Here is a 21,310-nt window from a genome sequence, read left to right on the forward strand (position 1 = left end):
GCAGGAAGACATAGCGCTGCACAGCCGGCGCGGCAGGCGGTGGGGGCGGGGCGGGGGAAGGGGGGACTGCTGGATCCTGATCTGGCATGTCGGTCGCACGTCTGCTGTCGCGGCAGATCAGCAGGCAATCCCGGCGCGCGCAAGGCTTTTCCTTTGCCCCCGCAGCCTCTATATGGCGATCACCGATCACATGAAGGATAGGATCATGGCACCGATGCATTCCAGTTCCGCGACCCCGGCAAAGGCATGGGACAAGCGTGGCTGGCGCGCCTATCCGCGCGTCCAGATGCCGGACTATCCCGACCAGCCCGCCGTCGCCGCCGTCGAGGCGCAATTGGCCAAATACCCGCCGCTGGTCTTCGCCGGCGAGGCGCGCCGGCTGAAGGGCTCGCTGGGCGAGGTCGCGGCCGGCCGCGCCTTCCTGCTGCAGGGCGGCGACTGCGCCGAGAGCTTCGCCGAATTCTCGGCCGACAACATCCGCGACACCTTCAAGGTCATGCTGCAGATGGCGGTGGTTCTGACCTGGGGGGCGCAACTGCCGGTGGTCAAGGTCGGCCGCATGGCCGGGCAGTTCGCCAAGCCGCGATCAACCCCGACCGAGCTGCTGGACGGGCAGGAGCTGCCCAGCTATCGCGGCGACATCATCAACGGTTTCGATTTCACCCCCGAGGCGCGCATTCCCGATCCGCAGCGCATGCTGTCGGCCTATACCCAGGCCGCGGCCTCGCTGAATCTGCTGCGCGCCTTCTCGACCGGCGGCTATGCCGACATGCATCGGGTGCAAAGCTGGATCAGCGATTTCACCGGCGGCGAGGAAGCCGCACGCTATCGCGACATCGCCGACCGGATCAGCGACGCCATGGCCTTCATGGCCGCCGCCGGCGTGACCTCCGAAACCGCGCATGATCTCGGTAAGGTGGATTTCTACACCAGCCATGAAGCCCTGCTGCTGGAATACGAGGAGGCGCTGGCCCGCATCGATTCGACCACCGGCCTGCCGGTCGCGGGTTCGGGTCACATGATCTGGATCGGCGACCGCACCCGCCAGGTCGACGGCGCGCATGTCGAGTTCGCGCGCGGGGTGCAGAACCCGATCGGGCTGAAATGCGGCCCCTCGATCAGCGACAGCGACCTCAAGGCACTGATCGCCAAGCTGAACCCCGAGAACGAGCCGGGCCGGCTGACGCTGATCGCCCGCTTCGGTGCCGGGGCGGTGGGCGACCACCTGCCGCGCCTGATCAAGGCGGTGCGGGACGAGGGCGCGAATGTCGTCTGGTCCTGCGATCCGATGCACGGCAACACCATCAAATCGGCCTCGGGCTACAAGACCCGGCCGTTCGATTCGGTGCTGCGCGAGGTGCGCGAGTTCTTTGCCGTCCACCGCGCCGAGGGCACCATCCCCGGCGGCGTGCATTTCGAGATGACCGGCCAGGATGTGACCGAATGCACCGGCGGCGTGCGCGCCGTCACCGACGAAGACCTGTCGGACCGCTATCACACCGCCTGCGATCCGCGGCTGAACGCCAGCCAGTCGTTGGAACTGGCCTTCCTGGTGGCCGAGGAACTGCGCAACCGCCGCATCAACGGCTCCAAGCACGCCAGGGCAAGCTGAGCGGGCGCAGGGCGCGAGCAGGGATCGGGCGGTGGGGGCAGGGCCCTTGCCGCCCTTTTTCGTGCCGTCGTCAGAAGCGGCCGCCGCGCGGCCGGGGCGGCGGCACGCCCTGGATGACGTGGAACCGCGCCCGGCGTTCCTCGGGCGTCGCGGGCTCGGAGCCGGGCTCGGACGGGCGGGGCTCGGCGGGCAGGCTTGCCTGCCAGCGCGCCGGCGCTTCGTCGAACCCCGGGTGCGAGGGCGAAGGCTCCAGCACCCTGGCGCCGGGGATGACCGGGAATTGCTGGTCGCCGACCAGGTCGAAGCGCCGCGGACTCTGGCCAAGCTTGCCGTCGCTGATCAGGCAGCCCAAGGCCCGCGTCACGTCGCCCAGATCCGAGCGCAACGGCAAGAGCAGCATCCCGCCGCGCAGTCCGGGCCGGCCGTAGGAGGCAGGGGACTCAAGCGCGATCTCGGCGATCTGCGGGCCGCGGAAGACGCTTTCCAGCACGTCCGACAGCCGGCCGCGCGAACTGGTGTTCAGGAAGGCGCAAAGCGGCATGCCGCGCACCTCCATGCCCATCAGGTCGATCAGGTGCCGCCCGGCCAAGCGAAAGCGCGCCGCACCCGGCGCGATGCGTTCCAGAATGAAGGCATAATCCAAGGCCCGGCGAATGCCGCGCGGCTCGACATCGCCGCGGGCGGGAATGGCGCGGCCATGGCGCAGCCCTTCCCAATAGCCGCGCAGCTCGCCCAGGATCCGGTCGATCTGCACCGGTTCGTAATCCGCCAGGTGCAGCAGCTTGCCCTGGCTGCAGCCCGGCCGCTTGGGCGGACAATCCCCGTCCTGACCGTGATCCTGCGCCATCGCCCGGGCCTTACCTGCTTACCTGGAAAAACAAACTCCTGCAGGAAATCTAAACCCTTCCTCGATCTTTTCCGAGAGAATTCTCGGCCGATGGTTAAAATCCGCCGTCACCGCGCGTCGCCGCGGGGGCGGGGCTTGACCCGGCTGGCGGGCGAGGCCATTCAGGCGGCGCGAGGCACGGCAGGGGACATGAGCATGGTTCTGGAGCGCAGCGGACTTCTGGTGATCCTGTCCTCGCCCTCGGGGGCGGGCAAGTCGACGCTGGCGCGGCGGTTGATGGACTGGGACCGCGAGCTGCGCTTTTCCGTCTCGGCCACCACCCGCAAGCCGCGGCCCGGCGAGGTCGAGGGCGAGCATTACTATTTCCGCAGCACGGACGAGTTTCGCGCCATGGTCGCGGCCGGCGAGATGCTGGAACATGCCGAGGTCTTCGGCAATTTCTATGGCACGCCGCGCGGCCCGGTCGAGGCGGCGATGCGCGCCGGACGCGACACGCTGTTCGACGTCGACTGGCAGGGCGGCCAGCAGATCCGCGCCTCGAGCCTGGGAAAGCATGTGATCTCGATCTTCGTGCTGCCGCCCAGCCTGACCGAGCTGGAGCGCCGCCTGGTTTCGCGCGGGCAGGACGCGCCCGAGGTGATCGCCACGCGGATGCGGAAAAGCCGCAACGAGATCAGCCATTGGGCGGAATATGATTACGTGATCGTCAATGACGACCTGGACCGCAGCGCCGAAACCCTGATCACCATCCTGAAGGCCGAGCGGCAGCGCCGCGACCGGCAGGTCGGCCTTGGTCCCTTTGTTCGCGCCCTGATGGAGGAGGAAAGCGCATGATCTGGGAACTGGACGGCATCGCGCCGAAGATTGCCGCGGACGCCTGGGTGGCGCCGGATGCGCAGCTGATGGGCAAGGTGGTGCTGGAGCCGGGCGCCAGCGTCTGGTTCGGCGCCGTGCTGCGCGGCGACAACGAGGAGATCCGCCTCGGCCGCAACGCGAACGTGCAGGACCTGACGGTCTGCCATACCGATATCGGCTATCCGCTGACCATCGGCGCCAATTGTACCATCGGCCACCGCGCCATCCTGCACGGCTGCACCATCGAGGACGGGGCACTGATCGGCATGGGGGCGATCATCCTGAACGGCGCGCGCATCGGCGCCGGCTCGTTGATCGGGGCCGGGGCGCTGATCGCCGAGAACAAGGTGATCCCGCCCGGCTCTCTGGTCATGGGGGCGCCCGGCAAGATCGTGCGCGAGCTGGACGACATCGCCCGGGCGCAGCTGCTGAAATCGGCCGAAGGCTATAGCCGCAACGCCGCGCGCTATCGCAAGGGCCTGACCCAGGCCTTCGAGGGATGATGGAGGCGCGGCTTCACGCATTGCTGCGGGCAGTGCCGGTGCCGATGCTGGCCGTGGACCGGCAGGCGCGCATCGTCGGCGCCAATGAACTGGCCGAGGCGCTGTTGGGGCCGGCGCCAAGCGGGCGGCCCTTCGTCACCGTGCTGCGCCACCCCGAGGTGAATGCCGCGCTGGACGCGGTGCTGTCCGGCCAGGACCGGGCGCGGCTGACGCTGACCCTGGGCGCCGCCGAACGGCGCGTCTTCTGCGAGGTCACGGTGACGGCGCTGGACGCCCCGGACTTCAGCGGCGCGGCGGTGGCGATCGAGGACCGCTCGCGCGACGAGGAGACCGAGCTGATGCGGCGCGATTTCGTCGCCAATGTCAGCCACGAGCTGCGCACGCCGCTGACCGCGCTGATGGGCTTCATCGAGACGCTGCGCGGCCCGGCCCGCAACGATGCCGCGGCGCGCGACCGCTTCCTGGACATCATGGAGCGCGAGGCCGGCCGCATGAACCGGCTGATCGCCGACCTGCTGTCCCTGAGCCGCGTCGAGCAGGACGAACGGCGACGGCCGGCGCAGGGCATCGAGCTGGCGGGGCTGCTGCGCGGCGTGGTGGCGACGCTGGCCCCGGCGGCCGCGGCGGCGGAGGTGCGGCTGGATCTGCTGGGCGCCGAGGGTCAAGTGCCGCTGCCCGGCGATGCCGACCAGCTGGTGCAGGTGTTTCACAACCTGATCGAGAACGCGGTGAAATATGGCGGCACCGGCGGCGTCGTCACGGTGACGCTGGAGCATCTGGAGCATGAGCCGGTGCTGCGCGGCCCGGCCTGGTCGGTAAGCGTCGCCGACCGGGGCGAGGGGATAGATCCCCAGCACCTGCCGCGACTGACCGAACGCTTCTACCGGGTGGACACGCATCGCTCGCGCGAGCAGGGCGGCACCGGACTGGGGCTTGCCATCGTCAAGCATATCATCAACCGCCATCGCGGCCGGCTGCGGATCGAAAGCCATCGCGGCGAGGGCAGCCGCTTCACCGTCCTGCTGCCGCAGAAGATCGGACGGATCTGAGCGCCTGCGCGGCTTTGCCGGAATGTCGCGCAGGTTTACCGGTTGTAAGGGATTCTCGTGTTCTCTGAAAGTTCTCGACATGACGTGAGGACTGAACATGATCCGATTCCTGAGCGTGGCCCTGGCCGTGTTTTCGCTTGCCGGCTGCGCGACGATCACCAGGGGCACCAAGGACGCGCTGGTGGTGAACTCCACCCCCCAGGGCGCCCAGGTGAAGCTGAGCAATGGCGAGACCTGCACCGGCACACCCTGCACCTTCAAGCTGCCCCGCAAGTCCGAACTGAACGCGCTGATCAGCAAGGATCGCTGCCAGCCCCAGCAGGTGCGGGTGACCAATCGGGTCGCCGGCGGGGGCGGAGCGGCGATGGCCGGCAATGTGATCTTCGGCGGCATTATCGGCGCCGGCGTCGATGTCGGCAGCGGGGCCATGCTGGAACTGGTGCCCAACCCGGTCGAAGTCACGCTCGACTGCCAGAAATAGCCGGAAACCGAGCCCGCTCGCAGAAGGCGGACAGGGCCGCAGGCAGCACCCGATTAATGCTGCTGCGGCAGCCGACCGGCCCGGATCAAAGGGCAGGGAAGCCCTGGCATTTTTCGCGGCCCCGCGCCGGGGCCGCGTGGGACGGCCTATTCGGCGGCGTGGCCGGTCACATTGCCCGCAACGCCGTCGGATTTCATCCGGAAGCCGCGTTCGAGCTGGTCGAAGGGCGCCACCGGATACTCGCCCGAGAAGCAGGCATCGCAATATTGCGGGCAGGACTTGTTGCGGCCCTCGGCCTCGCCCACGGCGCGGTAAAGCCCGTCCAGCGACACGAAGGCCAGGCTGTCGACGCCGATCCATTCGCGCATCTCCGCCTCGGACATCTGCGCCGCCAACAGCTTGTCGCGGTCGGGCGTGTCCACGCCATAGAAGCATGGCCAGGCGGTGGGCGGGCTTGCGATGCGGAAATGCACTTCGGCGGCGCCGGCATCCAGGATCATGTCCTTGATCTTGCGCGAAGTGGTGCCGCGCACCACCGAATCGTCCACCAGAACCACGCGCTTGCCCTTGACCAGCGCCCGGTTGACGTTGAGCTTCAGCCGCACGCCCATGTTGCGGATCTGTTCGGTCGGTTCGATGAAGGTGCGGCCCATGTATTGGTTGCGGATGATGCCCATGCCGAACGGAATGCCGCTTTCATGCGCATAGCCGATGGCGGCCGGGGTGCCGCTGTCGGGCACCGGGCAGACCAGATCGGCCTCGACCGGGGCCTCGCGCGCCAGTTCCACGCCGATCTGGCGCCGGGTCTCGTAGACCGAGCGGCCGCCGATGATCGAATCGGGGCGCGAGAAATAGACATGCTCGAAGATGCAGAACCGCCCCTTCGAGGGGCCGAAGGGACGCGAGCTTTCGACCTCGCCCTTGGAGATCACCACCATTTCGCCCGGCTCGATCTCGCGCAGGAACTCGGCGCCGATGATGTCGAGCGCGCAGGTCTCCGAGGCCAGCACGAAGCCCTCGTCGCCCAGCTTGCCCAGCACCAGCGGCCGCACGCCCAGCAGATCGCGCACGCCGATCAGCTTGGTGCGGGTCATGGCGATGATGCTGAAGGCGCCTTCCACCCGACGCAGCGCGTCCTTCATCCGTTCCGGGATGTTGCGCTGGATCGAGCGCGCCATCAGGTGGATGATGCATTCGCTGTCGCTGCTGGACTGGAAGATCGAGCCGCGCTCGATCAGTTCGCGCCGCAGGGCCAGGGCGTTGGTGATGTTGCCGTTATGCGCCACCGCGCAGCCGCCCATGGCGAATTCGCCGAAGAAGGGCTGGACGTCGCGAATCGCCGTCGCGGCCTTGGTGCCGGCGGTGGAATAGCGCACATGCCCGATGGCGAGCGAACCGGGCAACGTTTCCATCAGGCTTTGCTTGGTGAAGTTGTCGCGGACGTAGCCGAAGCGGTGGGCGCTGTTGAAACCCTGTTCGGCATCATGGCTGACGATGCCGCCGGCCTCCTGCCCGCGGTGCTGCAGGGCGTGCAGCCCCAAAGCGACGAAATTGGCGGCATCCGTCACTCCGATCACGCCGAACACGCCGCATTCTTCGTGCAGGCGGTCGGAATCGAAGGGATGGGCAAGGAATGGCTGCATCATCACCGAACTCTTGGGGCTATTCCGGGGCTGGGCATGGGCGCTTGACGCCAATCTAGGGTGTCAGGCCGGCGAAGTCACGCCCCACCGCCGCGGCGGGGCGCTTTTTATGTCACGAAAGCGGCATATTGTTTCAGTTCGCCGGCGCCGCGGGAGTTTGGGCCGGGCTCTGGGCCGGAGTCTGGGTCGCGGCATCGACCGGCTGGCCGGCGGGGGCGCAGCTGCGCACCAGCTGCTCGTAGCGGCTGACCACCCAGCCCGGCGCGTCCTGCGGGATCTGCTGGTCCATCTGGCCGCGCATGCGCTCGAACACCTGGGCCGAGCGGGAGTTCTCGACCGCCGCCACCGGCTGCGTCGCCATCACCCGGTCATAGACGATGAAGGCGATGGCGACCAGCAGGATGCCGCGCGCCACCCCGAACAGGAAACCCATGCCCTGGTCGACGCCGCCAAGCGCCGACCGCTGCACGACCGAGGAAAACAGCGGCGTGATGATCGAGAACAGCACCAGCGCCAGGGCGAAGACCGCGGCGAAGCCGGCGATGGTGCCCAGTTCGCAGCTGTCGGCCAGGAACTTGTTCAGCCCCGGCACCTGCGCCACCATCGGCCGCACCGTCGGCGCGAAGATGAAGGCCAGCACCGCCGCGCCGATCCAGCCCAGAATCGCCAGCGATTCGCGCACGAAGCCGCGCGCATAGGCCAGGATCGCCGAGAGGATGATCACGGCCGCGACAATGCCGTCGATGATGGTGAATCCGTCCATTTTCACGCCCTTTCGCGGTTTTGCCGCGTCTGAAAGCCAGGCCCGCCGCCGTCATCCGGCGCCGAAGGTCTCGCCCACGAAACTTGTCAGGTCGGCGATGCGGTCGATCCGCATGCCGGCCACGCCCTCGACCTTGGTGGCCGCTGGCAGGATCGCCCGTGAAAAACCAAGTTTCTGCGCCTCTTTCAACCTGTTTTCCGCCTGGGCGACCGGCCGCAGCGCCCCGGACAGGCTGATCTCGCCGAAAAGCACGCAATCGGCGGGCAGCGCCGCATCCTCGCGCGCGCTGAGCAGCGCGGCGGCGATAGCAAGGTCGGCGGCGGGTTCGTTGACACGCATCCCCCCGGCAACATTGAGAAAAACGTCGAGCCCCGCGAAGGGAATGGCACAGCGCGACTCGAGCACGGCCAGGATGGTCGAGACCCGGCCGCCATCGAGCCCGACCACGGTTCGGCGGGGACTCGCCAATGTCGAGGGCGCGACCAGCGCCTGCACCTCGGTCAGCACCGGGCGGGTGCCCTCGATCCCGGCGAAGACCGCCGAGCCGGGGCTGGGCTCGCCGCGTTCGGAAAGAAACAGCGCCGAGGGGTTGGCGACCTCGGACAGGCCGCCGCCGGTCATCTCGAAGACGCCGATCTCGTCGGCCGGGCCGAAGCGGTTCTTGTGGGCGCGCAGGATGCGGAACTGATGGCCGCGCTCGCCCTCGAAATACAGCACGGTGTCGACCATGTGCTCGACCACGCGCGGACCGGCGATCTGGCCCTCCTTGGTGACATGGCCGACCAGGATGACCGAGGTGCCGCGGCGCTTGGCGAAGGTGACGAGCTCATGGGCGGCGGCGCGGACCTGCGCCACCGAGCCCGGCGCCGCCTCGATCCGGTCGGACCAAAGCGTCTGGATCGAGTCGATCACCGCGACATCGGGCCGCTCGGCGTCGAGCGTGGTCAGGATGTCGCGCAGCGCCGTCTCGGCCCCCAGCCGCACCGGCGCGTCGCCCAGACCCAGGCGCTGCGCGCGCAGCCGGACCTGGGCGCTGGCTTCCTCGCCCGAGACATAGATCGCGCTTTGCCCCGAACGGGCGAAGGCGCTGGCAGCCTGAAGAAGCAGCGTGGATTTGCCGATGCCCGGATCGCCGCCCACCAGGATCGCCGAGCCGGGCACCAGCCCGCCGCCCAGCACCCGGTCGAGCTCGGCGATGCCCGAAGTGGCGCGGGGCGGCGGCGCCTCTTGCGTATCGAGCCCGGAGAGCGGGATGCTCTTGCCCTTGAGCGTGCCCAGGCCGCGGCCGGGGCCCTGGCTCAGCGGCGCTTCCTCGATGATGGTGTTCCAGGCGCCGCAGGCTTCGCAGCGCCCGGCCCATTTGCGATGGCTGGCGCCGCAGGCGGTGCAGGTGAAGGCGGTGATCGGTTTGGCCATGCGCCGTTATGTGGCAGATTGCGCGGCGCTACGCCATGGGCCCGGCGCCGGCGCTTGCCGTTTCTTGCATACCCATAAGGCCGTGCTGCCGGACCCGAGCGTCCGCCGCTGCGCAATGGGCATCTGGAAAACGGAACCCCCTCAGTGCATGCCCAATCCGGCGCGCATCAACAGCTTGCGGACCGGAGCAGCGGCATAGAGACTGCCCAAGGCCGCGGCCCGCAGGTCGCGCAGCGGCCGGGCCGCGATCATGCTGGCGCGGTTCAGCGCGTCGATGCCGATCAGCCGGGCCAGCGCCTCGGGGCGGCGGCGGCGCTCATAGGCGTCGAGCGAGGCGGCGCTGCCGGGATCGCCCGAGGACAGCGCGACCAGGGCGGCGAGATCGGCGAGGCTCATGTTCAGCCCCTGGGCGCCGATGGGCGGGACGACATGCGCGGCCTCGGCGATCAGCGCCGTGCGCGGGCCGGTGAATCGGTCGGCGATCTGGCTGATGATCGGCCATTCCGTCAGGCGCGTGGCCTGGGTCAGGTGGCCCAGAACCCCGGCCGAACGGCGGTTCAGCTCGGCCTCGAACGCCTCGCGCGGCAGGGCGCGCAGTCGGGCGGTTTCCGCGCCGCGCTCCATCCAGACCACGGCCGAGCTCGGCTTGCCGTCGCGGTCGGGCAGCGGCACCAGCGTGAACGGGCCGCCCGAGCGGTGGATCTCGGTCGAGACATTGTCGTGCGGGCGCTCATGGGTGACGGCGAAGGCCAACGCCTTCTGGCCATAGCGCAGCGTGCGGGTGCCGATGCCGAGCGCTTCGCGGACCGGCGAGTTGCGGCCGTCGGCGCCGATCACCAGCTTTGCGCGGACCCGATTGCCGTCGGTCAGCGTCGCCAAGGCCTCGCTGTCGCGGACCACCAGCCCTGCCGTGCCGGTGCCGGGCAGGAAGCGGACATTCTGCAACCCGGCGAGGCGGGCCGAGATCTCGCGCTTCAAAAGCCAGTTGGGCAGGTTCCAGCCGAAGGGCTGGTCCGAGATCTCGGCGGCGTCGAAATCGCGGCTCAGGCGGGCCTGCGACCGTTTTCCGCCGGCGTCGATGATGCGCATCACCTGCAAGGGCGTGGCATGGGGAAGCAGGCGATCCCACAGCCCGGCGGCCTGCAGCACGGCGATTGAAGGCTGCAGGAAGGCGGTGCTGCGCAGGTCCGAACCCGTGGCCGTCTCCTCCGTCACCGGCGGGGCGGGATCGACGCAGGTCACCGCATGGCCGGCGCTGCCAAAGGCTGCGGCCGCGATCAGCCCGGCGATGCCGCCGCCGGAAACGAGGATCTCGGTGTTGTCGATCTGCATCATCCGGTTCCGGTCGGTCTAGAATCCCGCCGCATAGGCAGCGAGCATGACAAAGACCAGCACGGTGGCCGCCAGTCCGATCAGGCTGAGCGCCGGCAGGCCCCAAAGCACGAGGCAGACGGCCGAAAGCACCACGACCAGCAGCGCGAAGGAGAAAAGGCTTCTCGCGGTGCGCGCTTCGGCCCGGTTCTGGGCTGCGGCTTCGGCGGGGGTGAGCGGTTCGGACATGGCGCGTTCCTTGGCTTGCGGTTTTCCGGGGCTTGCGGTTTTCCCGGTCGGACGGAAGCTCAAGTCTTAACCGGCGCGTCGGTTCCGGCAAGCCCGCGCAGGAAGGCGGTCAGGTCGCCGGTGCGGTAATGCACATGCGGCCCGTGGTCCTGGTCCCCGGCCAGCTCGTCCGGGCCGTGGCGCCCCGGACCGACCAGAATCGTCCGCATTCCAAGCTCATGTGGGACGGCGAGGTTTCTCGGGTCGTCCTCGAACATGGCGGAGCTGTTCGGTTCAAACCCCTCGGCGGCGAGGACTGCGGCATAAGCGCGCGCATCCGGCTTGGGGTGGAAATCCACCTCTTCGACGCCATGGATCGCGTCGAAGACCATCAGCCCGCGATGCTCCAGCACCCGCGCCGCATAGGCGCTGTCGGCATTGGTATGCACGATCTTGCGGCCGGGCAGGGCGGCGATCAGCGCCGCCAGTTCCGGATCCGGGGTCAGGTCCGTGAAGTCGATGTCGTGGACGTCGCGCAGATAGGGCAGCGGGTCGATGCCATGTTCGGCCATCAGCCCGGCCAGCGTGGTGCCATGGGTGCGCCAGTAATGGCGGCGCAGCCGGCCGGCCTCGGGTTCGGTCACGCGCAATTCGCGCATGACATAGGCGGTCATGCGCCGCTCGATCTGGGCGAACAGCCTGACCTCGGGCGCATAAAGCGTGTTGTCCAGATCGAAGATCCAGGTGGAGACATGACGAAAATCCATGACAACTGCCTAAACCCGCGGCATGGCGCTTGCAATCGCCGTTCCAAGCGGGAATCGTGCCCGCCATGAAAGACGCCTATTCCCTGATCCTTTCCGCCATCGACAACGGCATCTACCGCCCCGGCGACCGGCTGGTCGAATCTGAGCTGGCCGAGCGCTTCGGCGTCTCGCGCACGCCCGTCCGCGAGGCGCTGCAGCGGCTGGAAACCCAGTCGATGCTGAAGCGCGACGGGCGCAGCCTGATCGTCGCCACGCTGGACCACAACCAGTTGGCCGAGCTTTACACCGTGCGCGCCGAGCTCGAGGCGCTGGCCGCGCGGCTGGCCGCCCGCCACGCCACGCCCGAGGAGGTGCGCGTGCTGGCCGGCATGGTCGAGGACGACCGCGCCATCCTGGGCGATCCGCAGGCCCTGGCGCGGGCGAACCGCCGCTTTCACCACCAGATCCACCTGGCCTCGCACAACCGCTATCTGGTGCAGCAGCTGGACCTGGTGCATCGCAGCATGGCGCTGATGGCACGCACCAGCCTGGCGGCGCAGGGCCGCGACGTAGTGACGCTGGACGAGCATCAGGCCATCGTCGACGCCATCGCCGCCCATGACGGGGCGACGGCGGAACAGGCGCTGCGGCACCATATCTCGATGGCCTTCGAGACCCGGTTGAAGGAAGAGGCGCGGCTGGCCGACGAGGAGGAATGATGCGCGAGATCCGCGCGCCCGCCGATCTGGAGGAAGGCGCGGCGCATCTGATGCGGGTCTGCCCGGTCTGGGCGCGGGAACTGCCGGCGCTGCTGCCGCTGCCGATGCGGCGCTGGCCCGAGGGATTTCCAGCGATCCGCGACGCGCTGGTCTCGCAGCAGATCTCGACGCGGGCGGCCAGCGCGATCGGCGCGCGCCTGGCCGCGGCGGGGCTGGCCGACGAATCCGGGATCGCGGCGGCGGATGACGAGGCCTTGCGCGCCGCCGGCCTGTCGCGCCCGAAGATCCGCTACCTGCGCGGCATCGTCGCGGCCGGGGTCGATTGGCCGGGCCTGCGCGGCCTGTCCGACGACGAGGTGATCGCCCGGCTGACGGCGCTGCCGGGCATCGGCCGCTGGACCGCCGAGATCTACCTGAAATTCGCGCTCGGCCGGGCCGATGCCTTCGCTGCCGGCGATCTGGCGCTGGCCGAGGCGGCGCGGCTGCTCTACGGCCTGCCCGAGCGGCCCGGTCCCGCCGCGCTGACGGCGCTGGCCGCGCCCTGGCGGCCCTGGCGCGCGGTTGCGGCCCGGGCGCTCTGGGCCTATTACCGGGCCGCAAAGGGGCGCGAGGGCGTCCGTTAGGGGGGACGAGATGCTGCGCGAATTGAAATCCGAACGCAAAGGGCCGCAGAAGGCCGATTCCGTGGTGGTCTTCCTGCATGGCTACGGCGCCGATGGGGCCGACCTGCTGGGCCTGGCCGATCCGCTGGCGCCGCACCTGCCGGGCACCGCCTTCTATGCCCCGGACGCGCCCGAGCGCTGCGTGAACAACCCGATGGGCTATCAATGGTTTCCGATCCCCTGGATGGATGGCTCCAGCGAGGAGCAGGCGCGCAGCTCGGCCGCGCAATCCTTCAAGGACATCAATGCCTTCCTTGACAAGGTTCTGGCGGATGAGGGGCTGGCGCCGCACCGGCTGGCGCTGATCGGTTTCTCTCAGGGCACGATGATGGCGCTTTCCGTGGCACCACAGCGCGAACCCGAGATCGCCGGCGTGGTCGGTTTCTCGGGCCGGCTGCTGGAGCCCGAGAAGGCGGGGGAGGTCAGGACCAGACCGCCGATCCTGCTGCTTCATGGCGACCAGGACCCGGTGGTGCCCTTCGAAAGCATGGGCATCGCGGGCGAAGCGTTGCAGAAGGCCGGGTTCACCGTCTACGGGCATGTGATGAAGGGCACCGCGCATGGCATCTCTCCCGACGGGTTGTCGGTGGCGCTGGCTTTCCTGGAAGAGCGATTTGCCGCCAAACCCTGAAGGTTTGAACGATCCCGCCCTTGCCAAACCCGAACCAGGCCCTACCTTGATTCTGGAGAGACGAGGAGAAAGCCCATGACCACCCTGATCTGGATGACCGCGATCGCCCTGATTCCGGCCGGCACGGTGGTGTTGCGTTTCCTTGCCCCGCAACCGCAGCGCGTGACCGTTCGCGCCCGCCGCTGAGCGGCCTTTCTCTCAGGTCCAGATGGCCGGATCCGCAATTTCGATGGAATTGCCGGCCGGGTCGCGGAAATACAGCGACCGGCCGCCTTGCGGCCAGGTGAAATCGGCCTCGATCCTTATCCCCGCAGATTCAAGATGCGCGCGCCAGGCGTCGAATGCGCCCGGCTCGGCAGCCATGCAGAAATGCCCCGGCCCCTCGGCGCCATGCGGCGGCACCGGCAGCCGGGCACCGGCTTTCGGCGGCATGCGCGTGGCGCTGGCCCGGAACACCAGCAGCACCTGGCCGCCGCAGCGGAAAAAGACATGTCGGCCCGGCACGCGGGCGATCTCGGTCAGACCGATGATGCCGGTCCAGAAATCCGCGGCCTCGTCCAGATCCTCGGCGTAGAGCGCGGATTCCAGTGTCCCGATCAACTGGGGTGGCGTTCTCATGCCACCATCTTGCCAGCTCTTTGCCGGCAGGGCCAGCCCGGCTTGACCTTCCCCGCCCGGCGCGACAGCTTGGTCCGGCGCGACAGGAGGAATGGCATGGCGTGGATCTATCTTGGCGTGGCAGGGCTTTTCGAGATCGTCTGGGCCCTTGCCATGAAGCAATCCGAGGGCTTCACCCGCCCCTGGCCGACGGTGGTCACCGTCGTCGGGATGGCGGCCAGCATCTGGTTCCTGTCGCTGTCGATGAAGGTGCTGCCGCTGGGCACCGCTTATGTGATCTGGACCGGCATCGGCGCGATCGGAGCCTTCGTGCTGGGGATCGCGCTGCTGGGCGAGACGGCCGATGCGCTGCGCCTGGTGGCGGCGGTGCTGATCGTCTCGGGACTGGTGCTGATGAAGCTTGCCTCGCCGCATTGATCGGCGCATCGTCCTGTCACACCCGTGTCACGCCGCGCGGCTATTTGATCGGCGGGCATATATTCGGGGACTTGTCAGCCCATGGCCGCGATATATAGTCGGCCTACCCATCAGGATGAGTTCCGGGCAAGGCGAAACGAGGTGCCGATGCTGGACGACCACGGCGATTTCCGAACGCAGTTCGTGCGCGAGCCTTCCTTCTTGCGCCACCATCCCGCGCTTGTGCTCAACGCCGATTTCAGGCCGCTCAGCTACTACCCCCTGTCGCTCTGGCCTTGGCAGGAGGCGGTCAAGGCGGTGTTCCTGGACCGGGTCCAGATCATCGCCGAATATGACGAGGTGGTGCGAAGCCAACGCCACAGCATCCGCATCCCCTCGGTCGTGGTGCTGAAGGATTTCGTGAAACCCCAGAAGCGCGTGGCATTCACGCGCTTCAATCTTTTTCTGCGGGACGAATTCTGCTGCCAGTATTGCGGCGCCAAGGGCGATCTGACCTTCGACCATGTCATCCCGCGCTCGCGCGGGGGGGTGACCAGCTGGGAGAACGTCGTCGCCGCCTGCTCGCCCTGCAACCTGAAAAAGGCCAACAAGTCGCTGCGCCATTCCGGGCTGAAGCTGCGCCGCATCCCGTGCCGTCCCACCGCCGAAGAGATGCACGCGGTCGGCCGCCGATTCCCGCCGAACCACCTGCATGAAAGCTGGATCGACTATCTTTACTGGGACAGCGAGCTGCTTTCCGAATGACGCCGGCGACAGCACACCGCCGCCTCTGGCGCTAGCCCGCGCCGACGAAACGAGCGCTTCGAAAACACGGCTTGTTTCCGGCGCTGCACCGGGTATTGCGTCACCCATCGGCACATTTTTTTGCTGCTTTCGAGGTTTGGATGGCAAGAATAACGGTTCACCCGTCGATTGGTATCGACATGAGGGAAATCGACTTTTCGAACATGTATTATGGTGACAGCGTCAGGCGCACGACCTCGAGCTTCACCGTCTATTACGAGGACGGGTTCCGCGAGGTTTTCCTGGGCTCGGGGTTCCGCTATGACCGTGACGGTCAGCCCTATTCCGGGACGGTCACCAGCTATATCCTCCACCACGGCAACGACCGGCTTTCCGCGGTCGAGGGCGTCCGCATGGCGGCGGCGGATATTGCCGATGCCGCCGCAAGCTCCGGCCTGACGGATGATCTGGCGGTGATCGGCCAAGCCCTTGCCGGCGCCGACGTGCTTTCCGGTGGCAGCCGGGCGGATTTCTTCCTGGGATTCTCGGGCAACGATCTGCTGAATGGCAATGGCGGCTCCGATACGCTTTACGGCGGCCTGGGCCGCGACACGCTGAGCGGCGGCAACGGCTGGGATCAACTTCACGGCGGCGGCGGGGCGGATCAGCTTTACGGCGGCGCGGGTAACGACCTGCTGCGGGGCGGGGTCTGGCATGACAGCCTGTGGGGCGGGCTGGGCAGTGACCGGCTGTTCGGCGAGGATGGAGAGGATCGTCTGTTCGGTGGCGCCGACGGCGACATCCTCTCGGGCGGCGCCGGCGCCGATCTGCTGTGGGGCGAGGCGGGCGCCGACTTGCTGCGGGGCGGCGCTCATGCCGACCGGCTGTTCGGCGGCATCGGCAACGACACGCTGCATGGCGAGGCCGGCGCGGATATCCTGGCCGGAGGCCTGGGTTCGGACCGGCTGTTCGGCGGTCTGGGCGCGGATCGGTTCGTCTTCATGGCGCCGGCCGACAGCGGCATCGGGCCGGCCGGCCGCGACGTGGTGATGGATTTCAGGCGCTGGCAAGGCGACCGGCTCGACCTGACGCCGCTTGATGCCGATCTGGATCGAGGCGGCAACAACGCCTTCCGCTTCATCGGGACCGAGGCGTTTTCCGGCAGCGCCGGAGAACTGCGCTATTATCGCAACGGCGGCACGACGGTGGTCACGGCAGACAGGGACGGCGACGGCGCGGCGGATTTCGCCTTTCATCTGCAAGGCGTATTCACCCTGCAGGCCGGTGATTTCCTGCTGTAGACCGGCCCCGGCGGCGGTGCGGAACCAGGCAGTTCCGCACCCTTGCCGCAACGGCATCGGCAAGAAAGCGCCGTAATCTCAACGGAGAATCGACAAGGCGCCGGCTGGATGTCAAATTCGGGAACGAGAGCGACCGGGTGAGGACAGTGCCCATGTCTCACCCGGTCTCGCCGTACCTGTAAAAGAGGAACTCGTTCAACGGCTTTCGCCACCCTGCAATGAAAGCCCGGAACGGTGAACCTGCCTTTTTGGTGAGGTTTCGTCCATTTATTCCCTAACCATTCAATTTAGGGATGATATATGTTTATTATTCCGCGACTACCGCTCTTATTATGGTTGAGTGGGAATTGATAAACTCGCCTCTGGAATGAGGCCCTGCATTATTGCTAAGACCGGCTCACCGAAAGATTCGTGTGGGGTAGCAGCATGGCCGCAGAGGACAGGAATTCGACCGACGCCGGGTCGGAAGCCGCGAATCTTGCCCGAAAACAAGCCCGTGCCGCAGAGCGGCTGGCGCGCCAGGCCGCCAACCAAGCCGAGCGCGAGGCAAGGCGCGCCGCGCGCCAGGCCGAGCGCGAGGCGCGCAAGCCCGGCCCCGCCTTGGACGCACCGGCGCTTCCCGCAGCGACCCCGGCAGCGGCACGGGATTTCAACATCCTGTTGATCGGGCAGGGGGGCCGGCTGGGGATCGAGACGGTGCTGTTCGCCGCCAGCCTGCGCCACAACGCCCCCGGCTGGTCGGGCCGGCTGATCGTCGCCGAACCCCGTGCCGAAGGCGCCTGGGCCGGGCGCCGCGTCGCCATGCCCGAACCGGTGCGCGCCGCGCTGACCGGCTTCGGCGCCGAGATCGTGCCCTTTACCGCGACGCGCTTCGGCCACAGCTATCCCTATGGCAACAAGATCGAGGCGTTGGCCATCCTGCCGGCCGGCCAGCCCTTCGTGTTCTTCGACAGCGACACCCTGGTGACCGGCCCCCTGGACCGGGTGGATTTCGATTTCGCCCGCCCCTCGGCCTCGATGCGCCGCAGCGGCACTTGGCCCGAACCGCCGCCTTACGGACCCGGCTACGCGCAGATCTGGAAATCGCTTTATGACCGGTTCGGCCTGGATTTCGACAGCTCTCTGGATCCGGCGCAGCCCGACGAGCATTGGGAACGCTATCTGTATTTCAACGCCGGCTGGTTCTTCGGCGCCGATCCGCAGGAATTCGGCCGCCGCTTCCTGGATTGGGCGGTGGCGATCCAGGATCAGCCGGGCGAGGCGCTGGCCTGCCAAAGCCTCGATCCCTGGCTCGATCAGGTCACGCTGCCGCTGGTGATCCATTCTCTGGGCGGCGGCCGTCCGGGGCCGGAACTCGACGGGCTCGACGGCTGGGCGACCTGCCATTATCGCAATCTGTCGCTGCTCTACGCCCGCGAATCCGACGCGGTGGTGGCGCTGGTCGAGGCGCTGACGGCCGATCCCCGCATCGCGCCCCTGCTGATCGAAGACGAGGCCGTCGCCCGCCTGATCGCCGGCGGCGAGGGGCGCAGCCGGATCCGTCCGATGTTCGCCGGCGAAACCCCGCCTCCGACCGAACGGGCGACGCGCCAGCGGTTGCGGCGGGCCGGCCTCTGGTTCCGCTAGGCTTTGCCGGCCCGCATGCGCTCAGGCCGGCCCAACCGGCCTGAGCGCGCCGCCTATCCCCCGTTCAGAACCGCATCGCAGCGGGCGCAGGTGCCGGGGTGCTTGTGGCTGCCGACATCGGGCAGGATCTTCCAGCAGCGCTGGCATTTCTCGCCCTCGGCCTCCTCGAAGACCACGCCGATGCCGGGCACGTCCGACAGCCGGAAAGCCTCACCCGGGGCGGGGTCGGCGGTCAGGCTCAGGCCCGAGGTGATGCAGATATCGGCGAAATCCACCGATTTCAGCGCCTTGAGATCCTCGGCCTCCTCGACATGCACCACCGGCGCGGCCTCCAGGCTGGCACCGATCACCTTGTCGCTGCGCTTGATCTCCAGCGCGGCGGTGACGGTACGGCGGACGCGGCGGATGGCTTCCCATTTCCGCGCCAGCGCCTCGTTCAGCCAGATCGCCGGGGTGACGGGGAAGTCCTGCAGATGCACGCTGTCCTCCTCGGACGGAAAGCGCGACAGCCAGACATCCTCCATGGTGAAGGGCAGGATCGGCGCCAGCCAGGTGACAAGCCGGTGGAACAGCAGGTCCAGAACCGTGCGGGTCGCCCGCCGCCGCGCCGAATCGGGCGCATCGCAGTAAAGCGCGTCCTTGCGGATGTCGAAATAGAAGGCCGAAAGGTCGACCGTGGCGAACTGGAACACGGTCTGGAACACGCCCTGGAAGTCGAAGCCGTCATAGCCCTTGCGCACCTGCCGGTCGATCTGGGCCAGGCGGTGCAGCACCCATTGCTCCAGTTCCGGCATTTCGGCCGGCTCGACCCGCTCGGCCTCGGTGAAGCCGTCCAGGTTGCCCAGCACGAAGCGCAACGTGTTGCGCAGCCGGCGATAGCTGTCGGCGGTGCCCTTCAGGATCTCGGGGCCGATGCGCTGGTCGGCGGTATAGTCGGTCTGCGCCACCCAGAGCCGCAGGATATCGGCGCCGTATTGCTTGATGACCTCGGCCGGCACGATGGTATTGCCCAGCGACTTGGACATCTTCATGCCCTTCTCGTCCAGGGTGAAGCCATGCGTGACCACGTTGCGATAGGGCGCCCGGCCCCGGGTCGCGCAGGCCTGCAGCAACGAGGACTGGAACCAGCCGCGATGCTGGTCGGTGCCTTCCAGATAGACGTCGGCGATGCCGTCCGGCGCGCCGTCGGCGCGGTCGCGCAGCACGAAGGCATGGGTCGAGCCGCTGTCGAACCAGACATCCAGCACGTCCATCACCTGCTCGTAATCCGCCGGATCGGCAACGCCCGCCAGAACCTCGGCGGCAAAGCCGGGACGATACCAGACGTCGGCGCCGTCCCGTTCAAAGGCGGCGATGATGCGGTCGTTGACCCGCTGGTCGCGCAGCAGGAAGTCCGGGTCGGATGGCCTGGCGCCCTTCTTCACGAAACAGGTCAGCGGCACGCCCCAGGCGCGCTGGCGCGACAGCACCCAGTCGGGCCGGTTCTCGACCATCGAATGGATGCGGTTGCGGCCCGATTGCGGCCACCATGTCACTAGCCTGTCGATGCTGGTCAGCGCCCGCGTGCGGATGGTGTCGCCATATTCGCCCATGCCGTCGGTCAGCTTGTGGTCGATGGCGGCGAACCATTGCGGGGTGTTGCGATAGATCAGCGGCGCCTTGGAGCGCCAGCTATGCGGGTAGGAATGCTTGATCTTGCCCTTGGCCAGCAGCGCGCCGGCCCAGGCCAGTTGCTTGATGACGCTGACATTGGCCGGGCCTTCCTTGCCGTCCGAGCCGATGATGGCCTGGCCGCCGAAGATCGGCAGGTCGGCGCGATAGGAACCGTCCGGCTCGACATTGTAGGTCATCGGCAGCTTGAAGCGCAGGCCAAGCTGGTAGTCGTCGTCGCCATGGCTGGGCGCAGTATGCACGAAGCCGGTGCCGGCATCGTCGGTGACGTGATCGCCGGGCAGCAGCGGCACGGCATAGTCCCACTCGCCCGCGCCGGCCTCGACACCGCGGAAGGGATGCGCCAGCACCACGCCCTCCAGGTCGGCCGCCGTCACGTCGCGCACCCGCTGCCAATCCTCGATCTTGCCGGCCTGTTTCACGCTCTCGGCCAGCGCATCGGCCAGCACCAGCAGCTCGCCGGGCTTTGCGGTGGCATTCTCGGCCACCGCATCGACGCGATAAAGCCCATAGGCAATGCCCGGATTATAGGCCACGGCGCGGTTTTGCGGGATGGTCCAGGGCGTCGTGGTCCAGATCACCACGCTGGCGGGCCTCTCCGTTGCCCAAACTCCCTGCGAGGATGCCACCGGGAACCGCACCCAGATGGTGTGGCTGGTATGGTCGTGATACTCGACCTCTGCCTCGGCCAGCGCGGTCTTCTCGACCGGAGACCACATCACCGGCTTCGAGCCCTGATAGAGCGCGCCGTTCATCAGCAGCTTCATGAACTCGGCCGCGATCACCGCCTCGGCGTGATAGTCCATGGTCAGGTAGGGCTGGTCCCATTTGCCGGTGACGCCCAGCCGCTTGAACTCCTCGCGCTGGATAGCCACCCATTCCTCGGCGAAGCGGCGGCATTCCTGGCGGAACTCCACCATGTCGACCGCATCCTTGTCCTGCCCGGCCTTGCGGTATTTCTCCTCGATCTTCCATTCGATCGGCAGGCCGTGGCAGTCCCAGCCCGGCACATAGCGGGCGTCGCGACCCATCATCTGGTGGCTGCGCACCACGATGTCCTTGATGGTCTTGTTCAACGCGTGACCGATATGCAGATGGCCGTTCGCATAGGGCGGGCCGTCATGCAGGATGAAGGGCGCGCGCCCCGCCGCCCGTTCCCGGAGCCGGTCGTAGATGCCGATCCGTTCCCAGCGGGCCAGCCATTCCGGCTCGCGCTGCGGCAGGCCGGCGCGCATCGGGAAATCGGTCTGGGGCAGGAAGACGGTGTCGCGGTAATCGGGCGCGGCCGGGGTTTCGGTGGTGGTGTCGCTCATCTGGCGGGAATCCTTCGCTGGCTGGGCAGGCATGCGTGACCCGGCGGCGAGGACCCCCTACGCCGCCGGGCGGATAATTCGGAAAATCCCGGCCCTGCTGAACATGCGCGGGTTATAGGAAACCGCCCCGAGCCCTGCAAGCGCGGCTTTCTCGGGGCGGGGGCCGTGACATGCT

Annotated in this window: 21 protein-coding genes; 12 read left to right on the plus strand and 9 right to left on the minus strand. The window is 67.9% G+C overall.

What is annotated here, in order from left to right; all coding sequences use genetic code 11:
• Positions 1–205: 205 nt before the first annotated feature.
• A complete protein-coding gene (locus ACFOMP_RS15975; protein WP_379032305.1) occupies positions 206–1,612 on the plus strand; it encodes a class II 3-deoxy-7-phosphoheptulonate synthase in 1,407 nt (468 codons plus the stop codon).
• Positions 1,613–1,682: 70 nt separating this feature from the next.
• Here the strand turns inward: ACFOMP_RS15975 and ACFOMP_RS15980 are convergent, their stop codons facing one another.
• The gene (locus tag ACFOMP_RS15980; RefSeq protein WP_379032308.1) at positions 1,683–2,459 is read right to left on the minus strand and encodes a PAS domain-containing protein; all 777 of its coding nucleotides are present in this window, start codon (positions 2,457–2,459) and stop codon (positions 1,683–1,685) included.
• A 201-nt stretch (positions 2,460–2,660) separates the two neighbouring features.
• On the opposite strand from ACFOMP_RS15980, the gene gmk reads away from it, so the two are divergent.
• The 4 genes from gmk (at position 2,661) to ACFOMP_RS16000 (ending at position 5,347) form a co-directional block, all read left to right on the plus strand.
• Positions 2,661–3,293, plus strand: a complete 633-nt coding sequence (gmk, locus tag ACFOMP_RS15985; RefSeq protein ID WP_289894870.1) for a guanylate kinase — start codon at positions 2,661–2,663, stop codon at positions 3,291–3,293.
• On the plus strand, positions 3,290–3,817 hold the full coding sequence (locus ACFOMP_RS15990) for a gamma carbonic anhydrase family protein (RefSeq protein WP_379032311.1): 528 nt from the start codon (positions 3,290–3,292) through the stop codon (positions 3,815–3,817). Before gmk ends, ACFOMP_RS15990 begins: the two co-directional genes overlap by 4 nt.
• A complete protein-coding gene (locus ACFOMP_RS15995; protein WP_379032314.1) occupies positions 3,814–4,866 on the plus strand; it encodes an ATP-binding protein in 1,053 nt (350 codons plus the stop codon). Before ACFOMP_RS15990 ends, ACFOMP_RS15995 begins: the two co-directional genes overlap by 4 nt.
• Positions 4,867–4,963: 97 nt before the next feature.
• Entirely contained in the window at positions 4,964–5,347 is a 384-nt protein-coding gene (locus tag ACFOMP_RS16000; protein ID WP_379032317.1) for a translation initiation factor 2, read from the plus strand.
• 146 nt (positions 5,348–5,493) lie between these two features.
• On the opposite strand, the gene purF is transcribed toward ACFOMP_RS16000, so the two are convergent.
• The 6 genes from purF to ACFOMP_RS16030 all read right to left on the minus strand — a co-directional run bounded on the left by purF (position 5,494) and on the right by ACFOMP_RS16030 (position 11,475).
• The gene (gene purF, locus ACFOMP_RS16005; protein ID WP_289894869.1) at positions 5,494–6,990 is read right to left on the minus strand and encodes an amidophosphoribosyltransferase; all 1,497 of its coding nucleotides are present in this window, start codon (positions 6,988–6,990) and stop codon (positions 5,494–5,496) included.
• 133 nt (positions 6,991–7,123) lie between these two features.
• Positions 7,124–7,753, minus strand: coding sequence for a CvpA family protein (locus ACFOMP_RS16010; protein ID WP_379032320.1), 630 nt, complete (start codon positions 7,751–7,753; stop codon positions 7,124–7,126).
• Positions 7,754–7,804: 51 nt separating this feature from the next.
• Positions 7,805–9,169, minus strand: a complete 1,365-nt coding sequence (gene radA, locus ACFOMP_RS16015; protein WP_289893684.1) for a DNA repair protein RadA — start codon at positions 9,167–9,169, stop codon at positions 7,805–7,807.
• A 141-nt stretch (positions 9,170–9,310) separates the two neighbouring features.
• Complete coding sequence (locus ACFOMP_RS16020; RefSeq protein WP_289893683.1) at positions 9,311–10,501, minus strand: UbiH/UbiF family hydroxylase; 1,191 nt, start codon at positions 10,499–10,501, stop codon at positions 9,311–9,313.
• Between the two features lie 18 nt (positions 10,502–10,519).
• Positions 10,520–10,729 (minus strand): hypothetical protein, encoded by a 210-nt coding sequence (locus tag ACFOMP_RS16025; protein WP_289893682.1) that lies wholly within the window; start codon positions 10,727–10,729, stop codon positions 10,520–10,522.
• 59 nt (positions 10,730–10,788) lie between these two features.
• The gene (locus tag ACFOMP_RS16030; RefSeq protein ID WP_379032324.1) at positions 10,789–11,475 is read right to left on the minus strand and encodes a pyrimidine 5'-nucleotidase; all 687 of its coding nucleotides are present in this window, start codon (positions 11,473–11,475) and stop codon (positions 10,789–10,791) included.
• A gap of 65 nt (positions 11,476–11,540) precedes the next feature.
• On the opposite strand from ACFOMP_RS16030, the gene ACFOMP_RS16035 reads away from it, so the two are divergent.
• The 3 genes from ACFOMP_RS16035 to ACFOMP_RS16045 are packed head-to-tail and all read left to right on the plus strand — an operon-like array spanning position 11,541 to position 13,466.
• Positions 11,541–12,173 carry a GntR family transcriptional regulator gene (locus tag ACFOMP_RS16035; protein WP_289893680.1) on the plus strand — a complete coding sequence of 211 codons (633 nt, stop codon included), beginning with the start codon at positions 11,541–11,543 and terminating at the stop codon, positions 12,171–12,173.
• On the plus strand, positions 12,173–12,796 hold the full coding sequence (locus ACFOMP_RS16040; RefSeq protein ID WP_379032519.1) for a DNA-3-methyladenine glycosylase family protein: 624 nt from the start codon (positions 12,173–12,175) through the stop codon (positions 12,794–12,796). Before ACFOMP_RS16035 ends, ACFOMP_RS16040 begins: the two co-directional genes overlap by 1 nt.
• 10 nt (positions 12,797–12,806) lie before the next feature.
• A complete protein-coding gene (locus ACFOMP_RS16045; protein ID WP_379032328.1) occupies positions 12,807–13,466 on the plus strand; it encodes an alpha/beta hydrolase in 660 nt (219 codons plus the stop codon).
• Positions 13,467–13,664: 198 nt separating this feature from the next.
• Here ACFOMP_RS16045 and ACFOMP_RS16050 read toward each other — a convergent pair whose 3' ends face one another.
• Positions 13,665–14,084: a VOC family protein gene (locus ACFOMP_RS16050; protein WP_379032331.1), complete on the minus strand. Its 420-nt coding sequence runs from the start codon at positions 14,082–14,084 to the stop codon at positions 13,665–13,667.
• 96 nt (positions 14,085–14,180) lie between these two features.
• On the opposite strand from ACFOMP_RS16050, the gene ACFOMP_RS16055 reads away from it, so the two are divergent.
• The 4 genes from ACFOMP_RS16055 to ACFOMP_RS16070 all read left to right on the plus strand — a co-directional run bounded on the left by ACFOMP_RS16055 (position 14,181) and on the right by ACFOMP_RS16070 (position 18,151).
• Entirely contained in the window at positions 14,181–14,501 is a 321-nt protein-coding gene (locus tag ACFOMP_RS16055; RefSeq protein ID WP_019351460.1) for a DMT family transporter, read from the plus strand.
• Between the two features lie 147 nt (positions 14,502–14,648).
• Complete coding sequence (locus ACFOMP_RS16060) at positions 14,649–15,245, plus strand: HNH endonuclease (RefSeq protein ID WP_379032334.1); 597 nt, start codon at positions 14,649–14,651, stop codon at positions 15,243–15,245.
• Between the two features lie 179 nt (positions 15,246–15,424).
• Positions 15,425–16,525 (plus strand): calcium-binding protein, encoded by a 1,101-nt coding sequence (locus tag ACFOMP_RS16065; protein WP_379032337.1) that lies wholly within the window; start codon positions 15,425–15,427, stop codon positions 16,523–16,525.
• Positions 16,526–16,951: 426 nt separating this feature from the next.
• On the plus strand, positions 16,952–18,151 hold the full coding sequence (locus ACFOMP_RS16070; RefSeq protein ID WP_379032340.1) for a hypothetical protein: 1,200 nt from the start codon (positions 16,952–16,954) through the stop codon (positions 18,149–18,151).
• 53 nt (positions 18,152–18,204) lie between these two features.
• Here the strand turns inward: ACFOMP_RS16070 and ileS are convergent, their stop codons facing one another.
• Complete coding sequence (gene ileS, locus ACFOMP_RS16075) at positions 18,205–21,135, minus strand: isoleucine--tRNA ligase (RefSeq protein WP_379032343.1); 2,931 nt, start codon at positions 21,133–21,135, stop codon at positions 18,205–18,207.
• Positions 21,136–21,310 lie beyond the last annotated feature (175 nt).

The organism is Paracoccus simplex, from assembly GCF_042648325.1.
GTDB classification, from domain to species: domain Bacteria; phylum Pseudomonadota; class Alphaproteobacteria; order Rhodobacterales; family Rhodobacteraceae; genus Paracoccus; species Paracoccus simplex.